The organism is Bianquea renquensis (genome assembly GCF_014384895.1).
Lineage (GTDB): Bacteria > Bacillota > Clostridia > Lachnospirales > Bianqueaceae > Bianquea > Bianquea renquensis.
Genome location: NZ_JACRSQ010000021.1, coordinates 28,309 through 53,074 on the forward strand (window position 1 = coordinate 28,309; position 24,766 = coordinate 53,074).

15 protein-coding genes and 1 riboswitch are annotated in these 24,766 nt (G+C 54.8%); of the genes, 1 reads left to right on the forward strand and 14 read right to left on the reverse strand.

From position 1 onward, the window contains the following. Window positions 1-5 precede the first annotated feature (5 nt). The 13 genes from H8730_RS12840 to gyrB form a co-directional block, all read right to left on the reverse strand. Entirely contained in the window at window positions 6-1,031 is a 1,026-nt protein-coding gene (locus H8730_RS12840; RefSeq protein ID WP_177718940.1) for a radical SAM/SPASM domain-containing protein, read from the reverse strand. Then, window positions 1,019-4,624: a cobaltochelatase subunit CobN gene (locus H8730_RS12845; RefSeq protein WP_177718938.1), complete on the reverse strand. Its 3,606-nt coding sequence runs from the start codon at window positions 4,622-4,624 to the stop codon at window positions 1,019-1,021. Before H8730_RS12845 ends, H8730_RS12840 begins: the two co-directional genes overlap by 13 nt. An 11-nt stretch (window positions 4,625-4,635) precedes the next feature. Next, complete coding sequence (locus H8730_RS12850) at window positions 4,636-6,549, reverse strand: VWA domain-containing protein (RefSeq protein ID WP_177718936.1); 1,914 nt, start codon at window positions 6,547-6,549, stop codon at window positions 4,636-4,638. Then, entirely contained in the window at window positions 6,542-7,549 is a 1,008-nt protein-coding gene (locus tag H8730_RS12855; protein WP_177718933.1) for a magnesium chelatase ATPase subunit I, read from the reverse strand. The genes H8730_RS12850 and H8730_RS12855 overlap by 8 nt, the downstream gene beginning before the upstream one ends. A 3-nt stretch (window positions 7,550-7,552) precedes the next feature. After that, window positions 7,553-8,713: an ABC transporter ATP-binding protein gene (locus H8730_RS12860; RefSeq protein WP_177718930.1), complete on the reverse strand. Its 1,161-nt coding sequence runs from the start codon at window positions 8,711-8,713 to the stop codon at window positions 7,553-7,555. A gap of 13 nt (window positions 8,714-8,726) precedes the next feature. After that, window positions 8,727-9,755, reverse strand: a complete 1,029-nt coding sequence (locus H8730_RS12865) for a FecCD family ABC transporter permease (RefSeq protein ID WP_346726581.1) — start codon at window positions 9,753-9,755, stop codon at window positions 8,727-8,729. A gap of 61 nt (window positions 9,756-9,816) precedes the next feature. Next, window positions 9,817-11,055 carry an ABC transporter substrate-binding protein gene (locus H8730_RS12870; protein WP_177718928.1) on the reverse strand — a complete coding sequence of 413 codons (1,239 nt, stop codon included), beginning with the start codon at window positions 11,053-11,055 and terminating at the stop codon, window positions 9,817-9,819. A gap of 109 nt (window positions 11,056-11,164) precedes the next feature. Next, window positions 11,165-11,386: riboswitch (cobalamin riboswitch) on the reverse strand. Between the two features lie 111 nt (window positions 11,387-11,497). Further along, complete coding sequence (glpK, locus tag H8730_RS12875; protein ID WP_177718926.1) at window positions 11,498-12,985, reverse strand: glycerol kinase GlpK; 1,488 nt, start codon at window positions 12,983-12,985, stop codon at window positions 11,498-11,500. 71 nt (window positions 12,986-13,056) lie between these two features. Beyond that, the gene (locus tag H8730_RS12880; RefSeq protein WP_177718924.1) at window positions 13,057-14,202 is read right to left on the reverse strand and encodes an NAD(P)-dependent malic enzyme; all 1,146 of its coding nucleotides are present in this window, start codon (window positions 14,200-14,202) and stop codon (window positions 13,057-13,059) included. A 20-nt stretch (window positions 14,203-14,222) separates the two neighbouring features. Continuing rightward, window positions 14,223-15,533 carry a class II aldolase/adducin family protein gene (locus H8730_RS12885; RefSeq protein WP_177718921.1) on the reverse strand — a complete coding sequence of 437 codons (1,311 nt, stop codon included), beginning with the start codon at window positions 15,531-15,533 and terminating at the stop codon, window positions 14,223-14,225. Between the two features lie 18 nt (window positions 15,534-15,551). Continuing rightward, window positions 15,552-17,084, reverse strand: coding sequence for a CAP and S-layer homology domain-containing protein (locus tag H8730_RS12890; protein ID WP_177718918.1), 1,533 nt, complete (start codon window positions 17,082-17,084; stop codon window positions 15,552-15,554). 47 nt (window positions 17,085-17,131) lie between these two features. Then, window positions 17,132-19,651, reverse strand: a complete 2,520-nt coding sequence (gene gyrA / locus H8730_RS12895; RefSeq protein ID WP_177718916.1) for a DNA gyrase subunit A — start codon at window positions 19,649-19,651, stop codon at window positions 17,132-17,134. Between the two features lie 19 nt (window positions 19,652-19,670). Beyond that, window positions 19,671-21,581: a DNA topoisomerase (ATP-hydrolyzing) subunit B gene (gene gyrB, locus H8730_RS12900; protein ID WP_346726582.1), complete on the reverse strand. Its 1,911-nt coding sequence runs from the start codon at window positions 21,579-21,581 to the stop codon at window positions 19,671-19,673. 641 nt (window positions 21,582-22,222) lie between these two features. On the opposite strand from gyrB, the gene H8730_RS12905 reads away from it, so the two are divergent. Continuing rightward, window positions 22,223-23,497: a hypothetical protein gene (locus H8730_RS12905; RefSeq protein ID WP_177718914.1), complete on the forward strand. Its 1,275-nt coding sequence runs from the start codon at window positions 22,223-22,225 to the stop codon at window positions 23,495-23,497. A 148-nt stretch (window positions 23,498-23,645) separates the two neighbouring features. On the opposite strand, the gene H8730_RS12910 is transcribed toward H8730_RS12905, so the two are convergent. After that, entirely contained in the window at window positions 23,646-24,623 is a 978-nt protein-coding gene (locus H8730_RS12910) for a helix-turn-helix domain-containing protein (protein ID WP_177718911.1), read from the reverse strand. Window positions 24,624-24,766: the final 143 nt, after the last annotated feature.

The window sequence follows — 24,766 nt, forward strand, 5'->3', positions numbered from 1 at the left end:
GCTAACTATTTTCCAGCACAATACTCCATCATAATTTGGTGCATTCTGCAATCTAAGTCACTCCTACATCCAGCCGTCCCAATTCGGCCTGCCGGACACCCGCCGCGGCATAGAGCCCTATGGCCGCACTCCTGACAAAGGGCGGGGGCCTTTAGCCGGCTCCTCACCGCGCCCGCTCGGTCCAGTTCCTGGCCCAGAATTCCCAGCAAATAGTCTTCCTGGCCCACGAAGGACGAGCACGGATAGATCCTTCCCCCCGGATCCACCGCCAAAGATCTCTCCGTCTGTGCATAGCAGTACGCCTCTTCCACCCCGGGATGATCTTGAAGCCGCCGGATTCGCTCCAGCTCTTTCACCACAAGGGGTACACCTAGTTCCCTCAAAAGGGTATATTGATTTAGCAGCGCCCGCAAACCATGGTCCAACTGTTCTGGGGAGGGGGCATGATCCTGTATCGCCCCGCGGCCCATGGGGCGAAAGAGGTCTAAACCAATCCCCCCTACACAGCCCAGCCAGAGCGCTAACTCCAACAAGCCACCTAAATGCGGTGCGCTGACATCCGACACCACTGCGGTGAGATTACAGCGCATCCCTGCCCTCGCCACCTCCCGGATACCCTCGATGATGGACGAAAAGGCTGGTTTTCCATCAGGAAAGACGCGCAGCCCATTGGCGTCACCGTTGCCGTCCAGGCTGACTCCCAAAGCGCACCCCATCCTCTCCAGGGCTCTCAAGGTCTGGGGCGTCAAAAGCGTACCATTGGTCTGCACGGCGAGCCGCAGGTGCCGGCCGCTTCTTTGTCCGTACTGCCAGACCGCCTCCATCACAGGAAGGTTTAACAGGGGTTCCCCGCCAGTAAATTGAATCTTTAGCGTCCCTCCCGGTGGACACGCTTCCTCTACTGCGCGAATCGCCATCTCCGCCGTCATATCTTCCTCTGCCGTCTCCCTCTCGCCAGCCGCATAGCAATAGCGGCAGGCGAGGTTGCACCGCTGGGTAATCCGCAAAACCAGCAAGGCTAACGGTCCCATTTTCCAATCTCCTCGTCTGTCTTCTTCAGCCTCTCCGCCCACTGCCCCATTTGGGAGTCCGTCACGATATCCACATTTCCAGCCTGAATCTCCCCGAAACCGGAAATCGTATCCTCCAGATCTCCTTCCGCTTGGAGATACACACTTTTCAGCTTTCGCCATGTCTCCGGCTCGGCTTTCCACTTTCCTCTCGTCTCCAATTCCAGAAAGCGCCGCATCCCCTCTTCCAGAGCATAGGAGTTGTGTTCAGTAAACCACTGGCGCATGTTCTCATCCAGGAAATATTGCTGTGCAATCGCGTCTAGCGTCTCATGGGACACACTCTCAAGAACGCACTGTGTATCGAATACAGTTTGGATGCGCCGCATGAGGTCCGCCGCGCCGCTATATCCCTGTCCCATCATCTGCTCTCTCCAAAAATCATTGAGGAGCGTATCCGCAATGGCATTCTCCACATGGTCCTGCATCCTGACGACTCGAATCTCCCTGGCAGCGCTGCTCTCCCCCATATACTGGCGGATTTCCTTGCCTCCCACCAGGCGGGCCGCCATCTGCAGTCCACCCTGAACCCTTGCGCTATAGCTGCTGGCTCCCCCGTCTGTCTTGCGGGAGCTGGTTATATCACAGGATACATCGATCTGCCTTACATTGGCGACAAATGCCTCCACATCCTGTTCCCCCTGTTTTCCATCCCCATAGACGTAGGAGGAAGAATCGATAAAATACCGGGCCAGATCCCGCTCATCTTTCCACGCGCTGGCCTTGAGGGCTAGCCCTACACTGTTGGTATAGGTGCCGGGGGCTCCGCCAAAAATCCGCGCCTCGCCCATGGTCTGGGCGTTTTTGCGGACATAGTTCATGGTCTCCGGTTCATCCAACTCCGCCACAAGATGGACCGCCCGGTCCAGCATAGCAATGGCGGATGGCCAGGCGTCGCGCATAACGCTGGAGATATGGCCCGTTACGTCGAGGCGTGGCCTTTTCAGTTCTTCCAAAGGCACAGGCCGTAGGCCGATGACACGATTTTCCCCATCCCATATGGGTCTGACGCCCAACAGGGATAGAAATTGAGACATCTGCTCGCCGCCTGTGCGGGCGATATCCATGGAAATTAGATTCATGGCGATTTTTTCCGGTATCCGCCCTGCATCTTCCCGATAGGCAGCGAGAAGGGCCTCCGCCGCCTGTTCCCCTCGCTTATACGCTGCTTGGGTTGGAATTTTATCCGTTTCCACGCCATAGAGATTGCGCCCCGTGGGCAGGATGCCACGGCCATTGCTCATCGCATCCCCGGCGGGCCCTGGGCTGACATAGGCCCCGGAGAGGGCGCCCATTAGACTTTCCATCTCATGGCGCGCACTGCTTTCGAGTTGCCCCACAAGCCGCGCTGCATCCCTCGTCAGGATCTGCCCAAAGGGACTTTCCTCCGGTGTCCGCCCCTGGCGGGCCATAGCAATCCACTGGCTGAGCCAAAGACCTCTCTCCACAGCGTCCAATTCTGAATCCAGCTGTTCCATCAGCTGTTGATCCGACAGCCAGACCTCCTGGATATACTCTTCCATCCACTGGTCCGACGGCACGGCGCCAAATATGTGCCGTCTGGCTCCCCGGCGCCCTGTCTCCGACCGAAGAATCAGGTCGCGCACCATACCGACCCCGACATCAAAATCCTCTTCCCGGTCCAGGATTTTCTTCGCCGCGGGCAGACTTGCCACCTGTTCCAAGATGATTTCCCGGAGTGATTCCGCTTGCCCCAATTCCTGCCCTTTTGCGTCCAGATACTCCTTGATCTGCGCCGCCAATTTCCGTGCCTCCTGGTCCCCAGCGCTGCCGGGGGACGGCAAATGTCCCAACGTCACCGCGTAGCTCCGCCGCTTTGCCACAAGAGCTTCCGCTGTAGCGCTTGTATTATACAGGTATAGATTGGGCAAGCTCCCCAGCGCGGCATCGCTAAAGCAGGACTCTCCCAACCCGACAGCCTTTCCAGGCAAAAATTCCAGGCTGCCGTGGGTCCCCACGTGGATGCACCCATCGGCCTTAAATCTGCGTTCCATATACCAATAGCTTGCCAAGTATTGGTGCGTCGGAGGGCAATGTGGGTCCTGCAAGATCTTGCAGACCTCGCCTGTACATTTGGCGCCATAGCAGCCCCGCTTCGGCTGTACCATAACTGCCACATTTCCATAGGCAATGCCTGTGATCAGAAGCCGCCCGTTCAGCACCATAGCCTCCCCCGGTGCGGCGCCCCAGCTCTCCTCCATGCGGGCCCGCGCCTCTTCGCTCAAGCTCTGATAATACTCTTCATACTCCTCCTGGGGCATGGCATACAAGACCCCGCCGCTGTGTTGGATATCCTCGGCGCTCGTCCATCGGAAATCACTGTAGGCCTTGCGGTCCATGATCTGCCTATATAGCGCCTTCCCGTCCGGCGGTACATTCTCCAGAGTATAGCCCTCTTGCCGCATTCGCTTTAAGATCTGGACCACGCTCTCAAAGGCGTCCAGGTCCGAGGCCTGTCCAATGGTAGCCTCCACCCCTGAGCACACCGCATTGTGTAGGATGAGGACAATTTTTTTCTCCCGGTTTGGCTTGCTGCGCAACCCCACCCATTTCTCAACGCGGCCGGCCAGCCGGGAAATCCGCTCCGGAATGGCCAGATGGGTTCGCTTTCCTCCCCCATAGCTGATGAAGACTGGCTCAATCATTCCCTGTAACTCTGGAACCTGATAATTCACAACAAGCTCCGACGCCAGCGGGTTTTGACTGGCCCTCCAGTCCTCCAACCCCAGTCCGTTGCTCCCCGTGGGCCGCAGGACTGGGATACCCAGCCCAGCAAAATACGCCGCCGCCCTGTCAAACATGGACTGTCCGGCCCCACCCTTGACTCCAAAAAATTGAAAATTAATCAGCAGAGAAATGACAGGCCGGCCCTCTTGACAGAAAAATGCCTCCACTGTCTCCTCAAAGGAGGGGCAGCCAATCTCCCGGTCCGGAGTGCTTTCCGAATACGCCGCAATCACACCGATATTTCGCTCCTGCAGCGCTCGAATAATCTGATATTCTGTGTCCATGTCCGCATCCGTCCACCTGGAGCGATAGCTCAGCATGCCCACATAGACAGGGTATGTTCGCCCCTGCGCCTGGAAGAACTCATCCCGACTGTCATACAGCTGGCCATCCAAAGAATACATACTGGCAAACTGAGTCTTCACCGGTGCTGCGGGGATGGGCAGTTGTTCACCGGCTATGCGTCTCATATAGAGGGCGGCGTTCTCTAGGTTTTCCTTGCCGCCGTAGCCAAAATACAGACTCAGGGTGCGGACATCCTCCTCCGGAACGGTGGCGATTCCCGCGGCAATGTTCTCCCCCGTGATGGGAATGACCAGCGGAATCTTCTGAAGAAAAGAATATCCCTTCACCGGCCGGTGATCCCCGTGGTCTGCCCCAACAATGGCCATATCCGCCTCCAGCACATCAGCCGGAGTTGTAGGCAGCTGGCGTGAATTAGCAAATACAGGCGCAATCCCCGCCTGCCGCAAAATCGCCTCCAGCTGTTTTGTGTGGAATACATCCCCAATGATCAAGACCCGCATGGAATTCCTCCTCAATCCAGCAGCGCCGCCCGCCGCGTCTCCTGCTTTACCATGGACTTCAAAACCTCCCCCCGGAGCTCATCAACCTTGTAATACGTAGCATCCAGCGCGTCGGCCACCTGTCTCGCAATATGCAGGGAGATAAAATCCTGTTCTGTATCCACCACGATGGATTGTATGTGATCCGCCTGAATCTGACCCGCCACTTTCAGCGCGTCTTCCACGGGATCACTGCTCCACAGCGGCGCGTTGGCGCGGCCGTCGGTGACGAGGACGAGGATGGGAAGCATCTCCGGATCTTTATACCGCCGGCCTTTCAGCATCTGCCATGCCTGAAACAAACCTGATGCCAGGGGAGTCCGCCCACCCGTGGGCAATTGCTGCAACTTTTTCTGGGCCAGGTTGACGCTGGACGTGACATCGAGCAAAATTTCTGCCTGTTGCCTGCGAAATGCCACCATCCCCACCTTATCCCGTTTCTGATAGGAATCATACAGCATGGAGAGAATCGCTTCCTTCGTCTCCTTCATCCGCTTTGACGCCCCCATGGAGCCACTGGCATCCACGACAAAGACCACCGTTGCGCCCACATGATTCTCCCGCACTTTGTACCGAAAATCTGACTCATCGATGGCTAGAACTCCGCCGGTGGGGCGCCTGTCTTTCTGGTACACGGCCGCTGTCCGCAGCGTCGCGTCCAGCGCAAGATCCCGCTGCTTTGGCGTTTTGTGCTGGGTAAAAGCGGCATACCGCCCTTTGTTCGTTCCGCTTTTACTCTTACTCCGGCGGCCACTGCCCTTTCGCAGCAGCCGATCCCGGGGAGCCGACGGAATTGCAGAAAGCAAATAGATCTGCTCTCCCTCCTCCAGCTGCTCCTCACCCCCGTCCGGCCGTTCAAACTCCTGCACCCCGGACGTCTCCATCTCCTGGCCATCTTGCTGGCCTTCCTCGTCATGTCGGTAGTCCGGCATGGAATTTTGATTCGGGGACTGCTCTGTCTCATCCCGGGATTGCTCCTGCTGCTGGCGATTTTCCTGTTCCGGTTGCTCCGAAGAGCCCTGCTCATCAGGCTTCTCCCAGGTCTGCCGCCGGCGGTGGGGCATAACATATTCTGCCGCTTCCTTAATGTCCTGGGCATTGATATACTCGCGGCCCTCATATGCCGCAATGGCGGCGGCCGTGCGAATCAAAATGATCTCACAGCGGTTTCCCTCTGTGCCCGCCTGGGCGGCAAAATTAGCCGCAAGCTCCCGCACCGCTGGGTCCGGCTCAATGAATGGAACCCGCTTCCGAGCTTTTGCAATCCGCTCCGCCAGTTCCTCTGTGTCCTGGGCGTACCGCTCCACAAAAGAAACCGGATCCTTCTCAAAAGCCAGCCGGCGGCGAATAATCTCCGTTCGCTTCTCCAGCTCGCATTCCCCTGCGACGGGAACATATAGGCCAAATCGGTCCAAGAATTGTGGGCGCAGCCGCCCTTCCTCGGGATTCATGGTTCCCACAAGTGCAAAGCGGGAGCTGTGGCGATAGGAGATTCCTTCCCGCTCCACCAAATTTTCGCCGCTGACAGAAGCACAGATCAGAGTGCTGACAATGCTGTCCGGCAATAGGTTGACCTCATCCACATAGAGGATATTGCCGTCTGCCCGCTCCAGCAGGCCGCCGCTGAAGGCCCGCCTGCCATCCCGCACAGCCGTCTCAAAGTCGAGGCTCCCGATGAGCATATCCTCTGTTGTATTGAGCGGCAGATCCACGATCTTGACGCCGCTCAACGCGCCCAGCGCCCTGACAATGGTGGATTTGGCGCAGCCCTTCTCACCGCAGAGCAGAATCCCGCCAATCCTCGGTTCGATGAGGTTTAAAATCAGGCCTCTCTTCACTTTCTCCTGTCCCACAATGGCTACAAAGGGATACAGCTGACTATGCATCAAGCAGCGCCTCCAGATCGGATGGCAGCCCGTCCGTGTTATCAAAGGGCAGCTTTCGCATTCTGTGTGGCAATACCATCCTTGCGGCCTTCACAATGTGGTTCCGCGCCACAGCCCCGTCCCCCCAGAAGGCGGCCAACGTCTGCGCTGTCTTCAGAAGCGTAATATCCGCTCGATGTCCATCCACCCCTAGTGCCACGCCAAGCTTAGCCGCATCCAAGTACATTTCCTCTGGAATCACAATCTGATCCAGCGACTCCTGCGCCCTGCGGATCTGCTCTCGCAGTGCTGCCTGCTCTGGGCGCCACTGATTTGCAAAGTCCTCCGGATCCCTCTCAAATGCCAGCCGGCGGCGAATAAGCTCGCTGCGCAGTGCCAAATCCTGTTCTCCCCGAATTTCCACCACCAATCCAAATCGGTCCAACAGCTGGGGCCGCAGATCCCCTTCCTCAGGGTTCATGGTGCCCACCAACACAAACCGGGAGGGATGGCTGTATGAGACGCCTTCCCGCTCCACCGTATTGACACCCATGGCTGCGGAATCCAGAAGAATGTCCACAAGATGATCGTCGAGAAGATTGATCTCGTCCACGTAGAGAATATTTCCGTTGGCCTCCGCCAAGATCCCCGGTTCAAACTCTTTCTTTCCCTTCCGGATGGCTTCCTCAATATTGAGAGAGCCTACGACACGATCCTCCGTAGCGCTGATGGGCAATTCCACCACCCGGCGGCGATACCGCACAGTCTCCGGGTGCTCATTCCCCTCACAGTCCGCGCACAGGGGCGGACGGCCCGGCTGGCAGTGAAAAGCGCAGCCCTTGACCACATCGATCTCCTCCGTCAGATCACATAATCCACGCACTGCCGTGGATTTGGCTGTGCCTTTTTCACCTCGTATGAGCACGCCGCCCAGGGCAGGATTGATCAGATTGAGAAGCAGTGCTAGCTTCATATCCTCTTGCCCCACGATGGCTGAAAATGGATAAACATTGCGTTCCATCCGTTACCTCCGTTCTGCCGCCTTCGCGGCCGCCTCTATTGAATGTTGACCGTCTTTCAGCCACGCCGGATAATCGCGGATCACAGGTATATCCGCCTCTCTTGCCACCCTCAGCAGCTGACGGTTATACGCATTGCCCCGCTCCTCCCAGGCGCCTGCGTCGATGACCAGCGATGCTTCCCGAATCAGGGATTCTCCCTGCCGGAGTCTCTCCTCCTCCACAGGTGCGAAAGCCGGGGTGCTGACTACCCGGTCCGACAGTTCCTTTGCCACCTGATAATCCACATCATTTTCATAGAGGAGGCCTGTGGCAAAGGGAATCTCTTTCTTCTGTAAAGCTCTGTAACAGGGAATACCGCTCCCGTCCCCCGCCACGACAAATACCTTTGGACTGCCCTCCGGCTTCGTCAGCTCCACACTGCCCATGAGCATATTGTAAGACCCATGGCTCACCTCGTAGAGACTGTTGATCGTCTGATCGTCAAAGATCTCATCCGGCGGTCCGCACTTTGAGATGACCTCTCCCTTGACGCAGCAGACGTAATCCGAAATTTTGGTGGCGAGGTCAATCTCATGGAGCGACATGATGACCGTGATCCCCTTTTCCTGCGCCATCTCCCGGAGAATATCCAGCAGCTCGATCTTGTGGCGGATATCCAAAAATGCCGTGGGCTCATCCAAAATAATCATCTGCGGCTGCTGGCAGATAGCCCGCGCCAGCATGATCCGCTGCCTCTGTCCATCGCTGATCGCTGAAAAATCCTGATCCTCCAGCTCCTCCCCGTGAACCCTCCGCAAGGATTCTTGCACGATCTCATGGTCTCGCCTGGTTAATTTGCCAAGGCGATTGGTATAGGGGTATCGCCCCGTCGCCACAACCTCCCCGCATGTCATGAGCTCTGTGCGAATTCGGTCCGTCAACACAACGGCCACCTGCTGCGCCAATTGGTGATTGGTCATCTCATCCAGATCCACGCCATCGATATAGATCTTCCCGCGAATCTTTGGCAGCTGCTTGATGACGGTTTTGAGAATCGTAGACTTGCCTGATCCGTTGGGCCCAATGAGCGTCAGAATTTTTCCCTTTTCAATGGCGATGTTGATATCATGGATCAACGCCTTCTTGTGGTATCCTACCGCCAGATCCTCCGTGCGAAAATACATGCGATCCCTCCTCTCAGGCATTTTTCTTGCGTTTGATCATGAGCCAGATCACCACCGGCGCGCCAAAGATGGACGTCACGGTGCCGATCGCCATCTCCGTCGGCGCGAAGGCTGTCCTGGAAATCAGATCGCAGAACAGACAAAATACTGAACCGCACAGGTAGCTGACCGGGATAATCCAAGCGGGTTTGGATGTCTTCATCAGCATTTTGGTAATGTGGGGAACCGCGATGCCCACAAAGGAAATGGGACCGGCGAAAGCCGTGACACAGGCGGACAATAAGCTTGACAGGAGAATCAACGCGACTCGAAAGGCCTTGATGTTGATTCCCATGCTCTGTGCATACCCTTCTCCCAGCTGATATGCGCCGATAGGTTTCGACAGTAGAAAGGCCGCCACCAGACCAAAGAGGCAGAGGACTGCCGAAAACTTAACATTGCTCCAGGAGGCGCCGGAAAAGCTGCCCATGGACCAGGATGTAAGGTTGGCCACGTCCGTCTCCTTTGCGAAGGTTATGAAGAAATCCGTAATCGCAGAACATATGTAGCTGACCATGATGCCGATGACGAGCAGCATGGACATACTGCCGATCCGTTGGGAAAATAGAAGAACCATGCCCATGACCAGCAGTGACCCGACGAAGGCCGCCGCCACCATGACCGAGGACGGCACACTCTTCCAATATTGGAGCGCAATGATCATGACAAATCCCACCGCCATTTTCGCTCCCGATGAGATTCCCAGAACAAAGGGTCCGGCTATGGGGTTGCGGAAGAAGGTCTGCAACAGAAAACCCGATACAGAAAGTGCACCTCCCAAAATCGCGGCCAGCAGAATCCTGGGAAGCCGGATCTTCCAGATAATATTACTCTCCACCGATTCGTCTCGGATTCGAAGTAGAATGATTCGGATGATCTCCTTTGCCGGAATGGACACCGTTCCAGAATTGATATTGACAATCACCAAGACAAAGAAAAGAAGAAACAGCGCCACGATAATACATTCATAGCGAAAAACTGTCTTGACACGGTCTCGTTTCACAATTTTACCTCCAAATATGAAATATGGCCGAAGGCACTGCCTCCGGCCGCACAAGGGAAGCTTACTCCATCTTGATCAAATGCTCTGTCGTGATTGTACCTCCAGAGGCAATGATGTCATTCATATCCTTGATGATCGATCCGATCGCCGCCGTGGATTGGGTGAAATCAGCCGACGTATACCAAACGTGCTGCTCCTTCACCGCCTTGCAGGAAGCATACAACTCGTTTCCGGCAATCATCTCGTCCAAGGTTGTATATTTATCGGAAAAGCTGACAAAGAAAATGTAATCCGTATCTTGTATGGACGCATACAACTCCTCGAAGGTCACGGTGCTGGTGCCGGTCTTGTCCGGATTGAGATCCGCCAGATTGTACTTGCCGCCAGCCAAATCGATCATCTTCGCCATGTAATCGCCGCCGTTTCGCACGTAGCACTTTCCACTGCTGCTGGTGGTATAGAACATGGCGATGGTGACGTCGGACTTCTCCGCAGATGTAACACTCTCTACAATGGCCTTCTGCTCTTCAAAGTAGGCGTTGGCTTCCTCCTCCATATCACAGATGATTCCCCACAGCTTGACCCATTCCACTCGGCCCAGAGGGTGATCCTCCTTAGATGAGGTCTCCACGATATAGGGGATCCCCAATTCTGTGTACTTTTCCAGCACCTCCGGGTAGCTATTGACCATGGTGGTATCGACTTGCAGCTGAATATTGTTGGCTGTAATCATCTCGTAATCCGGTTCCTTGTATTTACCAGAAAAGGAAATTTCGCCCGCCTCCATCTTCTTTACAACATCCTCGACATACCAGCCGTCGATATCGGTACTCACAAGCTTGATATGGTCCAATCCCCCGAAGGCTGCGAAGAGAGAGGCCATTCCACTGCTGGACATGAGAATCCGGTCGATAGGCCTTTGCAGGACGGAAACCGACGCATCCAAATCTTTTGGAACGCTTTTTCCTTCCGGCACAATGAGAAATTGCCGGTCGGCCTCAGACCCTGCGGTGAACATGATATATCCGCCCTTGTAGTAGTCCACATGGAATCCTGTGGCATACTCCAGCTCCAGCGTGTAGTCGAAAACCAGCTCGCCGTCCACATCCTCAGCGGCGGAATCCGCATCAGAACTCTCCGCCTGGGAAGACTCTTCCTGGGACACCTCCGAAGAATCGCCCACAGAGGCGTTTGCCTCTGACGACTCCTTGCTCTGTTTGCCACAGCCCGCCAAAGCTGATAACACCAGCCCCATTGCCAATAAAAAAGCCATCCATTGTTTTACCTGTCGTGATTTCATACTTTGCCTCCAATTTTTTTCATTAAAAAAAGCCGCGTAACCCATTTGGCTGCGCGGCCGTTTTCCCACACAAATAAGCGTGTACCAGCACCCAAATATCGCAGGCGCATTCTGGCACATCTTTTAAGCAGGTCTTCTGACTCGCGCATAGGGAGAACATCCATCTCTCCTGCGTCTCTGTTCTGCCTTCCCAGTTTCCCAGTGACTGACTTGCGTCAAGGAACAAAGACTCTGCGCTTACAGCGGCGGTTCCGTTGAGGCTTATACCCCATTCACTATTCTTCTGCCGCAGTCGTCGGCCGCGGCAGACACTTAAAAGATTCTTAATTCAATTGTCATTTATAAGCACGTGGTTACAATCGGCTGTTTCCTGTATTTCGACTTCATTATAGCACCCTTGTTTTTGTTTTGGTATAGACAAAAGCAGGTAATTTTTGTACTTTTATGTTATCTCTTTGGCGGAAATGCCGATGGCCTCCAGCCAACCATCGTAAAGCTCATCGGCGGCTACCGCACTGATCTGAGGATAAAACCGCTCGGCCTCCGCCACAAAGCCAGCCAGCTCTGCGGCATCCCGCCAGACGCCACCGGCGAGTCCCGCCATGTAGGCCGCCCCGAGGGCGGTGACTTCCGCCTCCGTCCCCGTACTCACGGGAATTTGTAAAATATCGCTTTGAAATTGCATTAAAAAGTGATTGGCTGTCATTCCGCCGTCTGCACGCAGTGTCTTGCAGGGCATTCCCATCTCCCGCTCCATGGCTCCCACCACATCGCGCACCCGGTAGGCCACGGATTCCAACGCCGCTCGGACGATGTGGTTCCCATTGGTTTTGCGGCTCATGCCTTGAATGCTGGCCCGGCGGCCGTTCTGCCACCAGGGTGCGCCCAGCCCCTGAAAGGTGGATACGAAATAAACGCCTTCACTGCTGGGCACCGATGTGGCCATGGCCTCCGTATCTGACGCCTTGCGGATAATGCCCAGATTGTCCCGAAGCCACCCGACCACTGCGCCCGCCATGAAAATGCTGCCCTCAAAGGCGTAATCCACGCGGCCCTTGTATCCCCACGCGACAGTGGTGAGAAGTCCCTGTTTCGATGCAATGGGCTTCTGCCCGATGTTGGCTAAAATAAACGCGCCTGTGCCATATGTACACTTGGCCTCGCTCTTCTCCAGACACAAGTGCCCAAATAAGGCGCTCTGCTGGTCTCCCAGAACAGCCGTGATCGGGATGGGCGCGCCCAGAATATCCGATCTCACAACGCCATAGTCAGCGCCACTCTCGTATATCTGCGGCAGATTGTCCCGCGATAGACCAAAGAATTCCAGGATCTCCGCGTCCCAATCCAAATCCTGAATATTAAAGAGCATGGTGCGGGATGCATTGGAATAATCCGTGGCATAGGTTTTACCGCCGGTGGCATTCCAGATCAGCCACGTGTCGATGGTGCCAAAGAGCAGATCACCTCTGGCCGCCATCTCCCTGGCGCCTTCCACATATTGTAGAACCCAGGCGGCCTTTGTCGCGGAAAAGTAAGCGTCCGGGATCAATCCTGTCTTTGTCTGGAACCACTCGGTCAGCCCCCTTTCTTTGAGCTGCCCACAGTACGCCTCCGTCCTGCGGCACTGCCAAACGATGGCGGGATAGATGGGTTTTCCGGTAGTCCGATCCCATGCCACCAGCGTCTCCCGCTGATTGGTAATCCCAATGCAGTCAATCTCCCTGGCCTCCATATTCAGCTGTTTCAACAGCTGCGCGCACACCCGCATCTGCTTATCCCAAATCTCCATGGGATCCTCCTCCACCCATCCGGTGTGAGGATAGGCTTGCTGAATTTCCTGCTGACACATTCCCAGCTCGCGGCCGCGCTCGTCAAATACCATGGCGCGCACGCTGGTGGTGCCGGAATCCAGCGCCAAAATTTTTGCCATCTTCTCTTTTTCGCCTCCTCTGCAAGCGCCTTTTCATTGTAATCTCCGCTCTGGAGCGATTGCTCCGCGCCTTAAGCCTCACGCATGACCGCCTGTGCCACCGCTTCCGGAACCCGCGGGTCAAAGGGCTGTGCTATGATGCACTCCTCTGACAGTTCCTCTTCCGGGATAAGATCCGCGATGGCATAGGCGGCCCGCAGTTTCATGGCATCGGTAATCTTCGTCCGCGCCTTTAACGCGCCTTTAAATAGACCAGGAAACACCAAGACATTGTTGATCTGGTTGGGAAAATCAGACCGGCCGGTTCCCACGACCCGAACCCCTGCGGCCTTCGCCACATCCGGCATGATTTCCGGTACCGGGTTGGCCATGGCAAAGCAGATGGCGTCCTGGTTCATGGACGATGCCATCTCCGCCGTCACGATTCCCGGCGCCGAAACGCCCACAAAGACGTCGGCGCCCCGCATGGCATCCGCCAACCCTCCTTTTAACCCCCTGGGATTGGTCAGGGGGATCATCTCCTCCTGCGCCCAGTTGATGCCCGCCATTCCCGCCTCCAAAATTCCTGCGCGGTCGCACAGGGTGACATCGGCAAATCCATCCGCCAACAATAATTTGCTGATGGCGATTCCCGCAGAGCCTGCACCGTTGACAACGACTCTCGCCGCCTCTTTGGTCTTTCCGGTGACGCGCAGGGCATTGATCAGAGCCGCCAGCACAACAATAGCGGTTCCATGCTGATCATCGTGAAACACTGGGATATCCAATTCCTCCGCTAGGCGCCGCTCGATTTCAAAGCATCGGGGCGCTGCGATATCTTCCAGATTGATGCCGCCAAAGCCAGGTGCGATCCGCTTGACTGTCTCAATGATCTCTTCGGTATCCCTGGTGGCAAGACAGATGGGGAATGCATCCACGCCGGCAAATTCTTTAAACAGGACGGCCTTTCCCTCCATAACCGGCAGACCGGCTTCCGGGCCGATATCGCCCAGCCCCAGCACCGCTGTCCCGTCTGTGACGACCGCCACTGTATTGCCCTTCATCGTATACGTGTAGACATCGTCCCTGTTATCCCGAATTTTTTTGCAGGGTTCCGCTACCCCCGGTGTGTATGCCAGGGCAAGCTGCTCCCTGGAATCGACTTTCACCTTGGATTCGATGGTAAGCTTTCCTCTCCACTGTTCATGAAGGGCTAATGCTTTCTCCAGTTGTGTCATGTTTCCTTTCCTCCACTTTTCTAATGTAAGCCAAAGGCGTCCTCAATGTCGTCCACTTCCGCGCTGGAAATCTTGACGATTCCGCCCAGCGATGCCGCGTCAATGACTGATTTCGCGCTATACTCCATGACCTCAAGGCGATCAAATGCCTTTAGCAGCGTCTCGCCTGTGGTGATCACGCAGTCATTCTCGATGATGGCCACCGGATTCTCCTCCCGCAGCTCCTCCGCCAACCGATCCGGCTCCAGGAAGGTGCAGCCAAAAGGATATTTGGCAACGGTGCGCAGCATGATGTAACTCTCGGGTATGAGCCGCGCGTCAAAAGAGCACTCTGTGACGGCAAAGGCCATGATATTGGGAGGATGCGCCACGATCACCGCCCCGATCCCCGGATGCTGGCGATAAATCTCATGGTGCAGCAATAGCGACCGGGACGGTATCTTGCCAGCCTCCTTGCGGAGGGTTCCTTTTGGAGTCTCTCGAACCAGAACCAGGTCCTCCGGGTTCAGGTACTTGCGGTCCATGGCGTAGGGCGTGATGATCATAGAGTTGTCGGGGAGCCGGCAGGAGAATGTTCCCTGTCCGCTTGTAAAGAGTTGATTGTCATACGCCCGGCTGATCATCCGGCACATATCGCGGCGTATCTCCAGTTCCTTGCTGGTATGCCCCTCCGCCTCAAACTCTCCGAGGGCCGGGTGAGTTTTCTGTTGAAATAGTTCCAACTCCGCATTGGATAAAGGTCTCGTCGTCTTTCCAATGGTCCGGGCGTTGATCTCCAGGCGCGCGCAAAAGTCCAGCGTCTCAAAGACCATGAAGGCCTTGAAAAGTCCCTGATCCGAACCGATCACGACGCCGTGATTTTCCATCATCACCGTGTTGTAGCCCTTCTCAAACTCTGCGCTGATATTATCCCCCAGCTGCTGGCTGCCGGGAGTCGCATAGGGCGCGTAGGAAATATCGCCGGTCAACAGCCTTGCGTTGGGAATCAGTGCTGTGTCCGGCGTCTTCCTGGCAATGCTGAACGCTACCAGCGCCGGCGGGTGGGCGTGCAAAACCGCCTTCAGGTCTGGCCGTTTGCGGTAGATATCCCGGTGAAAAGGGTATTCAACCGAGGGAGTGTGGATCCCCTCAATCGTCCCGTCCGGCAGCACCCGCATGATGTCCTCCCGGCGCAGACTCCCCTTGTCGATACTGCTGGGACTTATCCACATAACGCCCTCCTCATCCATGATGGATAGGTTCCCGCCGGATGTGGTTGTCATCCCATAGCTATAAATCCGGTTCATGATCATGACGATTTGATCCGCCGGGTGCAACATTTCAAAATTCATGCAATCCACTCCTTTCTTTTATAACCCCTCATCTTCGCGACCCGACTCCTCTGGCTCCTCCTCCCCCTGGGGCCATGGAATGGTGACTCGCTCTTTCACCAGTGCCACCAGCTCTTCCATCTCCGCCTTTGTAATATAGCTCTGCGGGGCAAAGACGCCGCCGCCCTGGTCGCGGATCAATCCCAGCTGATACGCCCGCTGCACATAAGGCTTTCCCTCCTCTGAGCACTGGTTGATATCCTCGAAGGTATTCCGATAATTGAGAACGACAGAGTTGTAAATCGGCGCTCCATAGATCTCAAGGATCCGCATGAGCCATATGACAGCTTGTTCCCTCGTGGTATATCCAAACCGGTCCAGCAGCGCGGAATCTCCCAGCACGCCCGCTTCCTTTAGCGTATACACGATCTGTGCCAGCGCCACGTCCTCCTCACTCAATTGGCTGGGGAGCAGATCCTGGTATGGCTCCGATACTGTGTCGAGAATATCCTCCTGGACAGGGAGTTCCACTGCCTGCGCCAGATACTCCAGCGCTGCCATCTTCGTCACTTCCCCAATGTAGGCTGAACCAGCGCTTGTGAAGGACCATTCCTCCTGCACAATCTCCTGGAATTCTTCCTGATGCCAGACCTCAAACCGAACCTTGACGGTATACTTCGTATTGGTCCGAAAATTTTCATCCGGATACATGATCATGCTGTACCACAAGTCCCGCTCACTCTGCGGCAGCATATAGCGGATCTGCACGTCCCAGTCCTGCCCCTCCTTGGAGCCCGTCACGGACACCTCTACATTCTCAAAACGCAGTTCCCGCTTGCCTGCGCTGTAATAGCTCAGGGTAATGGGCAAGCCCACCTGACCGGCAAGCACAGACATATCCTCCGGGCGCTTCGTGAGACTGGTGGCCATTACATTTTTGACATCCTGTTGCCCTGCGTAGGGGTAGATCACAAGTTGTGCCTGCCCGTCTGTCTGGTCGGAACTTCCCCCCACGACGATGCAGTAATACTCGCCTTCCTTTCCAAACCCGATATCGGTATAGGAGGGGTTAAGAAGCGAAATCCGCAGAATCGGGTCCTGCAAGCACGACTCTAAAAAATCCTGGTAATCCTTCTTCCGATATCCGTTGAATTCCACAACATATCCTTTGTCGTACCCGCAGTACTGGGCGCGATTCAGGGGGTAGACGCCGGTGAAACCGGCATCGTCCGGGTTTTCTTCCCAGCTGGTGATATTGCCGGAGCTCATGTAGCGGCTATGGTTCTTCGCCATATTGTTGAGGGCCGATGCGATGGAAAATCCGGGTAGCCCCATGTGACTCCTGATTGCGTTGATCTGATCTAGGGCGTTGTACTTAAGCTCGATATCCGTGATATCCTGGTTGCCGCCTTCCTCAAGATCTCCCTGCTCCGCCTTGTTGGCAGGGATGCTGCTCCCCAATATGGCAGTGGGGGATATGAAAACAAGCAGACACAACAGGATGCCAACACTCTGTAGGAATCTGCCCATCATGGTTTTTCCGGTGGATGTCGTCTGCCGACCTGATCTCATGAACAATCCCTCTCTCTTATGCGCATCCAGCTGTATCTGCTTTTTGTTTACTCGTCCTCAGGCGCCACGTCGTCAAAATCCATGCCGGCCAGTGGGTCGTCGGTATCCTCCTCGACCTGCTCTTCACGGATCTTCGCGATGCTGACAACTTTTGTGTCGCCCTCCAGACCCATGAGCTTGACGCCCGACGTGATCCGCCCGATCTCGGAGATATCCTCCACCCTAAGGCGTATGATGATGCCGCCGTCGGTGATCAGCATCAAATCCTGTTCCTTATTGACGAGCTTGAAGCTCACCACATCGCCAGTTTTTTTGGTAATCCGGTAGTACAGATTGCCTTTTCCACCGCGGTGCTGCAGTGAGAATTCGGAGAGAGCCGTGCGTTTTCCCATGCCGTTTTCCGTCACCGCCAGCGCGGAGTCGCCCTGGTTGCCTAACTGCATTCCTATCACTTCATCCTCTTCATTGAGGGTGATCCCCCGGACGCCCATGGAACTGCGCCCAGTCGCCCGCACATCTGCCTCGTTGAAACGGATGAGCTGTCCCTTGCGGGTAGCCATAAAGACATCGTTTCGTCCATCGGTTTTCTTCACCTCAATGAGCTCATCCCCCTCCTGCAAAGATATGGCGATCAACCCATTGGTTCGGATATTGCTGTACTCGGATAGGTCCGTCTTCTTGATCTGTCCTCCCCGCGTGGCCATGAGCAGATAGCCGTGCTCCTCCATGTCCTTCGCCTGGATTACGGCACTGACGCGCTCCTCCCCATCCAGGGACAACAGATTGACGATGGCGATCCCTCTGGCTGTCCGGCCCGCCTCCGGAATCTCATAGGCCTTCATCCGGTAGACCTTGCCCCTGTTGGTGAAGAACATGAGATAGTCGTGGGTGGAGGCGATGAACAGCTGTTTGACATAATCGCCGTCCCGGGTCTCAATCCCCTTGATTCCCTTTCCTCCACGGTTCTGACTGTGGTACATGTCCAGCGATGTGCGCTTAATATAGCCTAGGTTGGTCATGGTGATGACACTGCGCTCATTTTTGATAAGGTCCTCCAGATTGATTTCCCCTTCTTCGTAGGTGATGAAGGTCCGGCGCTCATCGCCATATTTTGCCTTGATCACCAGAAGCTCCTCTTTGATGACGCCATATAGAATCTTTTCATTGCTCAGGATGGCCAGGTATTCCTCAATCCTGGCTTCCAGTTCATTGTATTCGTTCTCCAGGCGCTCCCTCTCCAGACCCGTCAGCGCTCGCAGCCGCATATCGACGATGGCCTGCGCCTGCGCGTCGGTGAAATCAAACCGGTTCATGAGGCCTTCCTTGGCCTCCGCCACCACCTTGGATGCGCGGATGATGCGGATGATCTCATCGATATAGTCCAGCGCTTTCAGCAGGCCTTCCAATATATGGGCTCTAGCCTGTGCCTTTTCCAGATCATATTGGGTGCGGCGCGTCACCACATCCTTCTGGTGTTCCAGATAGTAGGTCAACATCTGCTTCAAATTCAGCGTCTTTGGCTCATTATTCACAAGGGCCAACATGTTGATGCCGAAGGTATCCTGCAACTGTGTATTTTTATAGAGCTGATTGACCAAAAGCTTCGCATTGGCGTCCCGCTTTAACTCGATGACTATCCGCATTCCACTCCGGTCTGACTCGTCGCGCAGGTCCGAGATCCCCTCGATCTTTTTCTCCTTGACCAGCTCTGCGATGCGCTCCACAAGCCGCGCCTTGTTGACTTGATACGGGATCTCCGATACTACGATGCGCTGTCGGTTTCCGTGCATCTCCTCGACTTCCAGGTTCGCGCGGACTACCGCCCGCCCTCTTCCGGTGCGGTACGCCTGCTCAATCCCCTGGGTGCCATAGATGGTGGCGCCGGTCGGAAAGTCTGGCCCCTTGATGATTGCCAGCAGCTCCTCCATGGTCGTCTCCCGGTTCTCCAGCGTATAGTTATCGATGATTTTGACCACGCCGTCGATGACCTCGTTTAAATTGTGGGGTGGAATGTTGGTGGCCATGCCGACGGCAATGCCGCCCGTCCCGTTGACGAGAAGATTGGGGAACCGGCAGGGCAGTACCGATGGCTCTTTCAGGGAATCATCGAAGTTGGGCACAAAATCCACTGTATTCTTGTTGATATCCGCCAGCAGCTCCATGGAGATCTTGGAGAGCCTGGCTTCCGTGTATCGCATGGCGGCAGCGCCGTCCCCGTCGACGGAGCCGAAATTGCCATGTCCGTCCACCAGCATATAGCGGGTGGAAAAATCCTGCGCCATTCGCACCATGGCATCATAGATAGAGGAATCGCCGTGGGGATGATACTTACCCATGGTATCACCGACGATACGCGCGGACTTGCGGTAGGGCTTGTCCGGGCTCAAATTCAGTTCACTCATGGCGTACATGATGCGCCGATGCACTGGCTTCATCCCGTCCCGGACGTCAGGTAGCGCTCTGGCCGCGATAACGCTCATGGCATAATCGATGTAATACTTGCGCATCTCCTGTTCCAGATCGACAACCTCGATCCGGTCGTGCTGCTTATTGCTATTTTCATCCATCTGTGGTTACCCCTCGTTCCTATATATCGATATTTTTGGCAAACTTCGCATGGGCTTCTATGAATTCCCGCCTCGGTTCCACCTTGTCGCCCATGAGCATGGTGAAGATTTGATCCGCCGCCGATGCGTCGTCCAGGTGTACTTGGAGAAGGATTCTCTTAGCCGGGTCCATGGTTGTCTCCCAGAGCTGCTCGGCGTCCATCTCTCCCAGCCCTTTGTACCGCTGAATCTCCGTGTTGTTCTCATCCCGGCCTAGGCGCTCCATCAGTTTGTCCAGTTCCTTCTCGTTGTAGACGTAATGGACTTCCTTTTTGCTGCGCTCCACGCGGAAAAGGGGCGGCTGCGCGATATAGACCTTTCCCTGCTCGATAAGCTGCGGCATGAAACGATAGAAAAATGTCAGCATGAGGGTGCGGATATGGGCCCCGTCAACGTCGGCATCGGTCATGATAATAATCTTGTCATAGCGCAGTTTGCTGATGTCGAAATCTTCCGAGATTCCGGTTCCGAATGCCGTGATCATGGCTTTGATCTCATTGTTGCCGAGAATCCGGTCGAGCCGTGACTTCTCCACGTTAAGGATCTTGCCCCGCAGGGGCAAGATCGCCTGCGTCTGTCTTGATCTTGCGGACTTTGCGCTGCCCCCGGCGGAGTCCCCCTCAACAATGTAGATCTCACAGTTCTTCGGGTCCTTGTCAGAACAGTCGGCCAGCTTACCGGGCAAGCTGGTGCTTTCCAGCGCCGTCTTGCGCCGGGTGAGCTCCCTCGCTTTCCGCGCCGCATCTCTAGCTCTGGAAGCTAAAATCGCCTTGCTCAGAATCAGCTTTGCGACCTGAGGATTCTGCTCGAGGAAAAAGGTCAGTCCATCGGTTAAAACCGCGGCCACAGCCCCTCTCGCTTCCGCGTTCCCAAGCTTCTGCTTCGTCTGTCCCTCAAATTGCGGCTCCTCCAGCTTTACGCTGATAACAGCCGTCAGTCCCTCTCGGACGTCCTCGCCGGACAGATTCTTATCCGCCTCCTTGATCAGCCCATTCTTTCGGGCGTAATCATTGAGAACCTGTGTGAACGCAGCTTTAAATCCAACGAGATGCGTCCCGCCCTCCGGCGTATGGATATTGTTCACAAAGCTGAAGATATTTTCATTGTATGAGTCATTGTGCTGGAAGGCGACCTCCACGTATACATTATCCTTCATGCCCTCGGCGTACATGATCTTATCGTAGATGGGTTCTTTATTCCGATTGGAGTACGCCACAAACTCTCGGATTCCGCCTTCATAGTGGAAGGTCATCTGCTGCTCCAGCCCAGGGCGCAGATCTGTTAGCTCAATGTTAAGTCCCTTGGTCAGGAAGGCCATCTCCTGCAATCTCTGCCGAAGGGTCTCGAAGTCGTAGTTGACCTCATCAAAGATCTCACTGTCCGCCATGAAATCCACGCGGGTCCCTGTAATGTCCGTGTCACCCACAACATGAAGAGGCTGTACCGTCTTCCCTCTCTCAAAGCGGATCTCGTGGATCTTTCCTCCGAGATGGACCTGGACTGTCACCCACTCAGAGAGCGCATTCACAACGGAGGCGCCAACGCCGTGGAGACCTCCCGATACCTTATATCCTCCACCGCCGAACTTTCCGCCGGCGTGCAGAATGGTATAGACGACCTCGACGCCGGAAATTCCAGCCTGGGGCTGGATATCCACCGGGATTCCTCGCCCGTTGTCAATGACCGTTATGGAATTGTCCTCGTTGATCGTGACGGCAATCTTATCACAATATCCCGCCAATGCTTCATCAACTGCATTGTCCACGATCTCATAGACTAGATGATGCAGCCCGCGGGCTGATGTGCTGCCTATATACATGCCTGGCCGGCGTCTGACCGCCTCCAGTCCCTCCAAAATCTGGATCTGACTAGCGCTGTACTCTCCTGTCACCGTCAGGTCTGCCGACGCCGCGCTGCTCTGTTCATGATAGTCTCGAACCGGCTCCCCGGCACCGGCCTCTTCGCCCCATTGCTCATCCTTCTTGGACAGGAGGATCTCTCTAGCTTCTACATCTTTGGCGTCCAGGCCCTCGCCCTGCAACCCCATCTGGTCCATCGTATCGTTATTTTTCATTCATTCCACTCCTGTTTTACTTTATGTCATATCAATCGCGTCAACCGTATCTCGAAGCGCAGCGCAATTGTTGGAACCGCCAGATATGTCTGACGGCATCCGGGCACACACGAAACTGCAAAGATTTCCGTGTTCGCTTCGCTCACCAAATCGCCGGCAACAGTGCGACAGCGCTCGCATGAGCTCCACTGTTGCCGATGGCTTGGCTCCACCCTTTTCGCATATTATACCATAAATCCTAGTAAATTACAAGGATCTTCGCACAAAGCCATTGCGTATCTCCCTATACATTCGAGAGCTGCCGTGTATCCCTGTTCACATAATATTTACAAACAAAGACAAAAAACTTGATCTCTCATGTCAAATTTTCTCACTTTTTTGACTTGGGATGTTCTGTTTTTGCAAACCTGTATCGGATATAATTATGGTGTTTCATAAATACAAGAAAGGAGAACACCATGATCGGGTTTGTATTCGATACGCCAATACCACAGGAGCAGGATTGCCGGCAATTATTGAGGGGGCTTGCTAGGGAGTTCGGGCATGCAGTCGAGGACAAGGAGGACTGTATGCTCCTTTCCTTTATGCACACGGGACATCTCATCTTGTCCTTTGAGAAAAGGCAGACAGTGAAGGGGACTACGACGTTTCTCGTGGGCGACTTTTCCGGATGCCCGGCGGGGCCCGGGTACCACGCTTATCTGATCCAGCTCATCGACGTCTTTGTGGCAAGATCCGGGCTCGACATTCGCATGGTGGACGCTACAGGGTACTACGGCCATCGAGATTTCGCGGAGCTTCAGTCGGCCTATGAGCATCATTTGAGGCAGCTCGTCGCCATTGGCGAGTGCTATCTGCGGGGATCTGGCCCTCCGCAGAGCATGGTCATGTGCCGCTCGCTCGATGCCCCCTGTCCAGAGTCTGTCGGGGGCACCTTTGACACTCCCACCGGTCGGTTTTCCATTGCGTCTGTGGTTCAGCAAGTACAAGAGGTTGGCATACGGCCTTTTGCAGAGGAATTTTTCATTTGGTTCCATCAGCGCATCGACGGCCGGTTTTACCGCAATAACGCTTTGACTATGCTATGGGAGGATTGCTGCTTTCGCCCGGGGATCCGAAGCGAGGAGGATCAAAAGATCAACGAAACGATTCTGGATTATTTGGAGCTGGCCGCTTCCGCTTCCCCCACGCTCCCATTTCCAAAAGAAGAATATCTCGAGCTGTGTAAGCTAAACCGACATCCCCCCATAGATGTCCAAACGCTTCCCCCCTATGTGTCGGAATACCCCATCGGCTACCGCCGGGGCCGTCTGGATTATACCATCGGCCATGTTACAATCTCGATTCCCGGATCTTTCCTGTACCGCAGGGATGCGATCAACGGCCGTGTCCACCATGTCTTTTATGACGCGGAGCCCGACGGTTGGCGGCGCATCCGAATTTTCTCCGGGGTCTCCGAAGACGGCAATGCCTCCTTTATCGAAGAGATGTTTACCCTATTCACCGATGAGACGCCCGAGGAGTTTCCCGTGGGAAACGGCATCTGCCGCGCTGTCTCCCTGGGACGGATGGAGGAAGAGGGGCAAGTCTTCTTTCAGGCTTTCGCTCAGGTTGTCGCTGGCCCCCGCCTGCTCTCCGTGATCGCCTCCTACACAGATCCGGCGCAACTGTCATGGGCGATGGACATGTTTCACGGTATGGTGGCGAGAGATTTGGAGCTGACGGACCCTTAATCCCCACCTCCCAACTTTGCCCGACAGCGGACGGGCTAACGTTTACTGTGCAAGTGGAATCTTGAATTAGAAAAACCCCCCTTTCTCTTTTGCCCTTGATGAAGAAAGGGGGATCGCTTTTCATGCACATGGATTCTGAAGGCCAAGCTCAATGGTTTTTATCGACAAACAGATTGCACAGTATCATCACTGCCGCAAAGAGGACACCGGCAACCGGCCACACGATCCAAGTCGAGTGCCAGCTGTTTGTAACGAAACTCCATCCGAGATAAACAGCCGTAACGACAAGCCAGTATATTGTCCCCATGGACTCTTTTACTCTGCTTACCTTTTTCCCCTGAACAGAGAATTCCCCTTCCTTGAGGAGCTTCTGCATACTGGCCCAACGGACGCCTGCGATGATAAAGAAGACAACACCGATGCCTGCAATCAGCATAGTAACCGAAAGCATCACAGTGATCAAAAATTCGTTTTCGGTAAAAACACCTGCACACAGGGCAATGGGGGAAAGAACACAAAAGCATCCACCGATGATGTTTCCCTTTACATAGGTATTCCGATACGCCTTCTGCTTTTCTCGTACCATCCCTCTGACGCCGTATTCGGCATCAAAGGGTTCTTTATCGAGGAACTCATAGGGAGCGTTCTTGATGCCGGTGTAAATGTAAATGCCCACTGCAATCGCAACGATGCTAAATAAAGCGATAAGACCAACACCGCCGGCAAAATTCTCCGATATACCAACAGAAGGAATCTCTGATGCTGCGCCGAGAATGAAAAGCGGTATGACTGACAGAATACAGAGGAAGGTCGCCGTGGCAATCCAGATAGATGCTGACTTCCTCCATTCCATGAACTCATTTGCATCTGCGAGTGTGATACGCTTTACACTGGAGTCAAGATTGGGATCTGTGAATTCTTCGTCCTCTATGTCATCCTTGAGCAGATAGTCGGTGGTTACACCGAAAAGTTCACCGAGCCGCAAAATTTTTTCAAGATCGGGGATAGCCTGCGCACCTTCCCATTTGGATACCGCCTGACGGGACACATTCATTTTCCCGGCAAGTTCTTCCTGCGACCAGCCATTCTTTTTTCGCAGTCTGATTATCTTATCAGCTAAAATCATTTCCATTACCTCCGTTTGATGATTGGTAGTGTCAAAAACTACCTGTTTTTTTGTTGCAAAATCTAATAAAAACCTTGATTTTAAGGGAAATTTGCTATAAAAAGAGCATTGACCTCCCTTTTCTGGTATAATGTCTATCGCCA

What these genes read in the sequence shown, in the direction of transcription:
- H8730_RS12885 (WP_177718921.1), bottom strand. Translation starts at nt 15,533, where the DNA reads ATGAATTTTGAAATGTTGCACCCGGCGGATCAAATCGTCATGATCATG.
- H8730_RS12855 (WP_177718933.1), bottom strand. Translation starts at nt 7,549, where the DNA reads ATGGAACGCAATGTTTATCCATTTTCAGCCATCGTGGGGCAAGAGGAT.
- H8730_RS12905 (WP_177718914.1), top strand. Translation starts at nt 22,223, where the DNA reads ATGATCGGGTTTGTATTCGATACGCCAATACCACAGGAGCAGGATTGC.
- H8730_RS12880 (WP_177718924.1), bottom strand. Translation starts at nt 14,202, where the DNA reads ATGACACAACTGGAGAAAGCATTAGCCCTTCATGAACAGTGGAGAGGA.
- H8730_RS12910 (WP_177718911.1), bottom strand. Translation starts at nt 24,623, where the DNA reads ATGATTTTAGCTGATAAGATAATCAGACTGCGAAAAAAGAATGGCTGG.
- H8730_RS12890 (WP_177718918.1), bottom strand. Translation starts at nt 17,084, where the DNA reads ATGAGATCAGGTCGGCAGACGACATCCACCGGAAAAACCATGATGGGC.
- H8730_RS12840 (WP_177718940.1), bottom strand. Translation starts at nt 1,031, where the DNA reads ATGGGACCGTTAGCCTTGCTGGTTTTGCGGATTACCCAGCGGTGCAAC.
- H8730_RS12860 (WP_177718930.1), bottom strand. Translation starts at nt 8,713, where the DNA reads ATGTATTTTCGCACGGAGGATCTGGCGGTAGGATACCACAAGAAGGCG.
- glpK (WP_177718926.1), bottom strand. Translation starts at nt 12,985, where the DNA reads ATGGCAAAAATTTTGGCGCTGGATTCCGGCACCACCAGCGTGCGCGCC.
- gyrA (WP_177718916.1), bottom strand. Translation starts at nt 19,651, where the DNA reads ATGGATGAAAATAGCAATAAGCAGCACGACCGGATCGAGGTTGTCGAT.
- H8730_RS12870 (WP_177718928.1), bottom strand. Translation starts at nt 11,055, where the DNA reads ATGAAATCACGACAGGTAAAACAATGGATGGCTTTTTTATTGGCAATG.
- H8730_RS12850 (WP_177718936.1), bottom strand. Translation starts at nt 6,549, where the DNA reads ATGCATAGTCAGCTGTATCCCTTTGTAGCCATTGTGGGACAGGAGAAA.
- H8730_RS12845 (WP_177718938.1), bottom strand. Translation starts at nt 4,624, where the DNA reads ATGCGGGTCTTGATCATTGGGGATGTATTCCACACAAAACAGCTGGAG.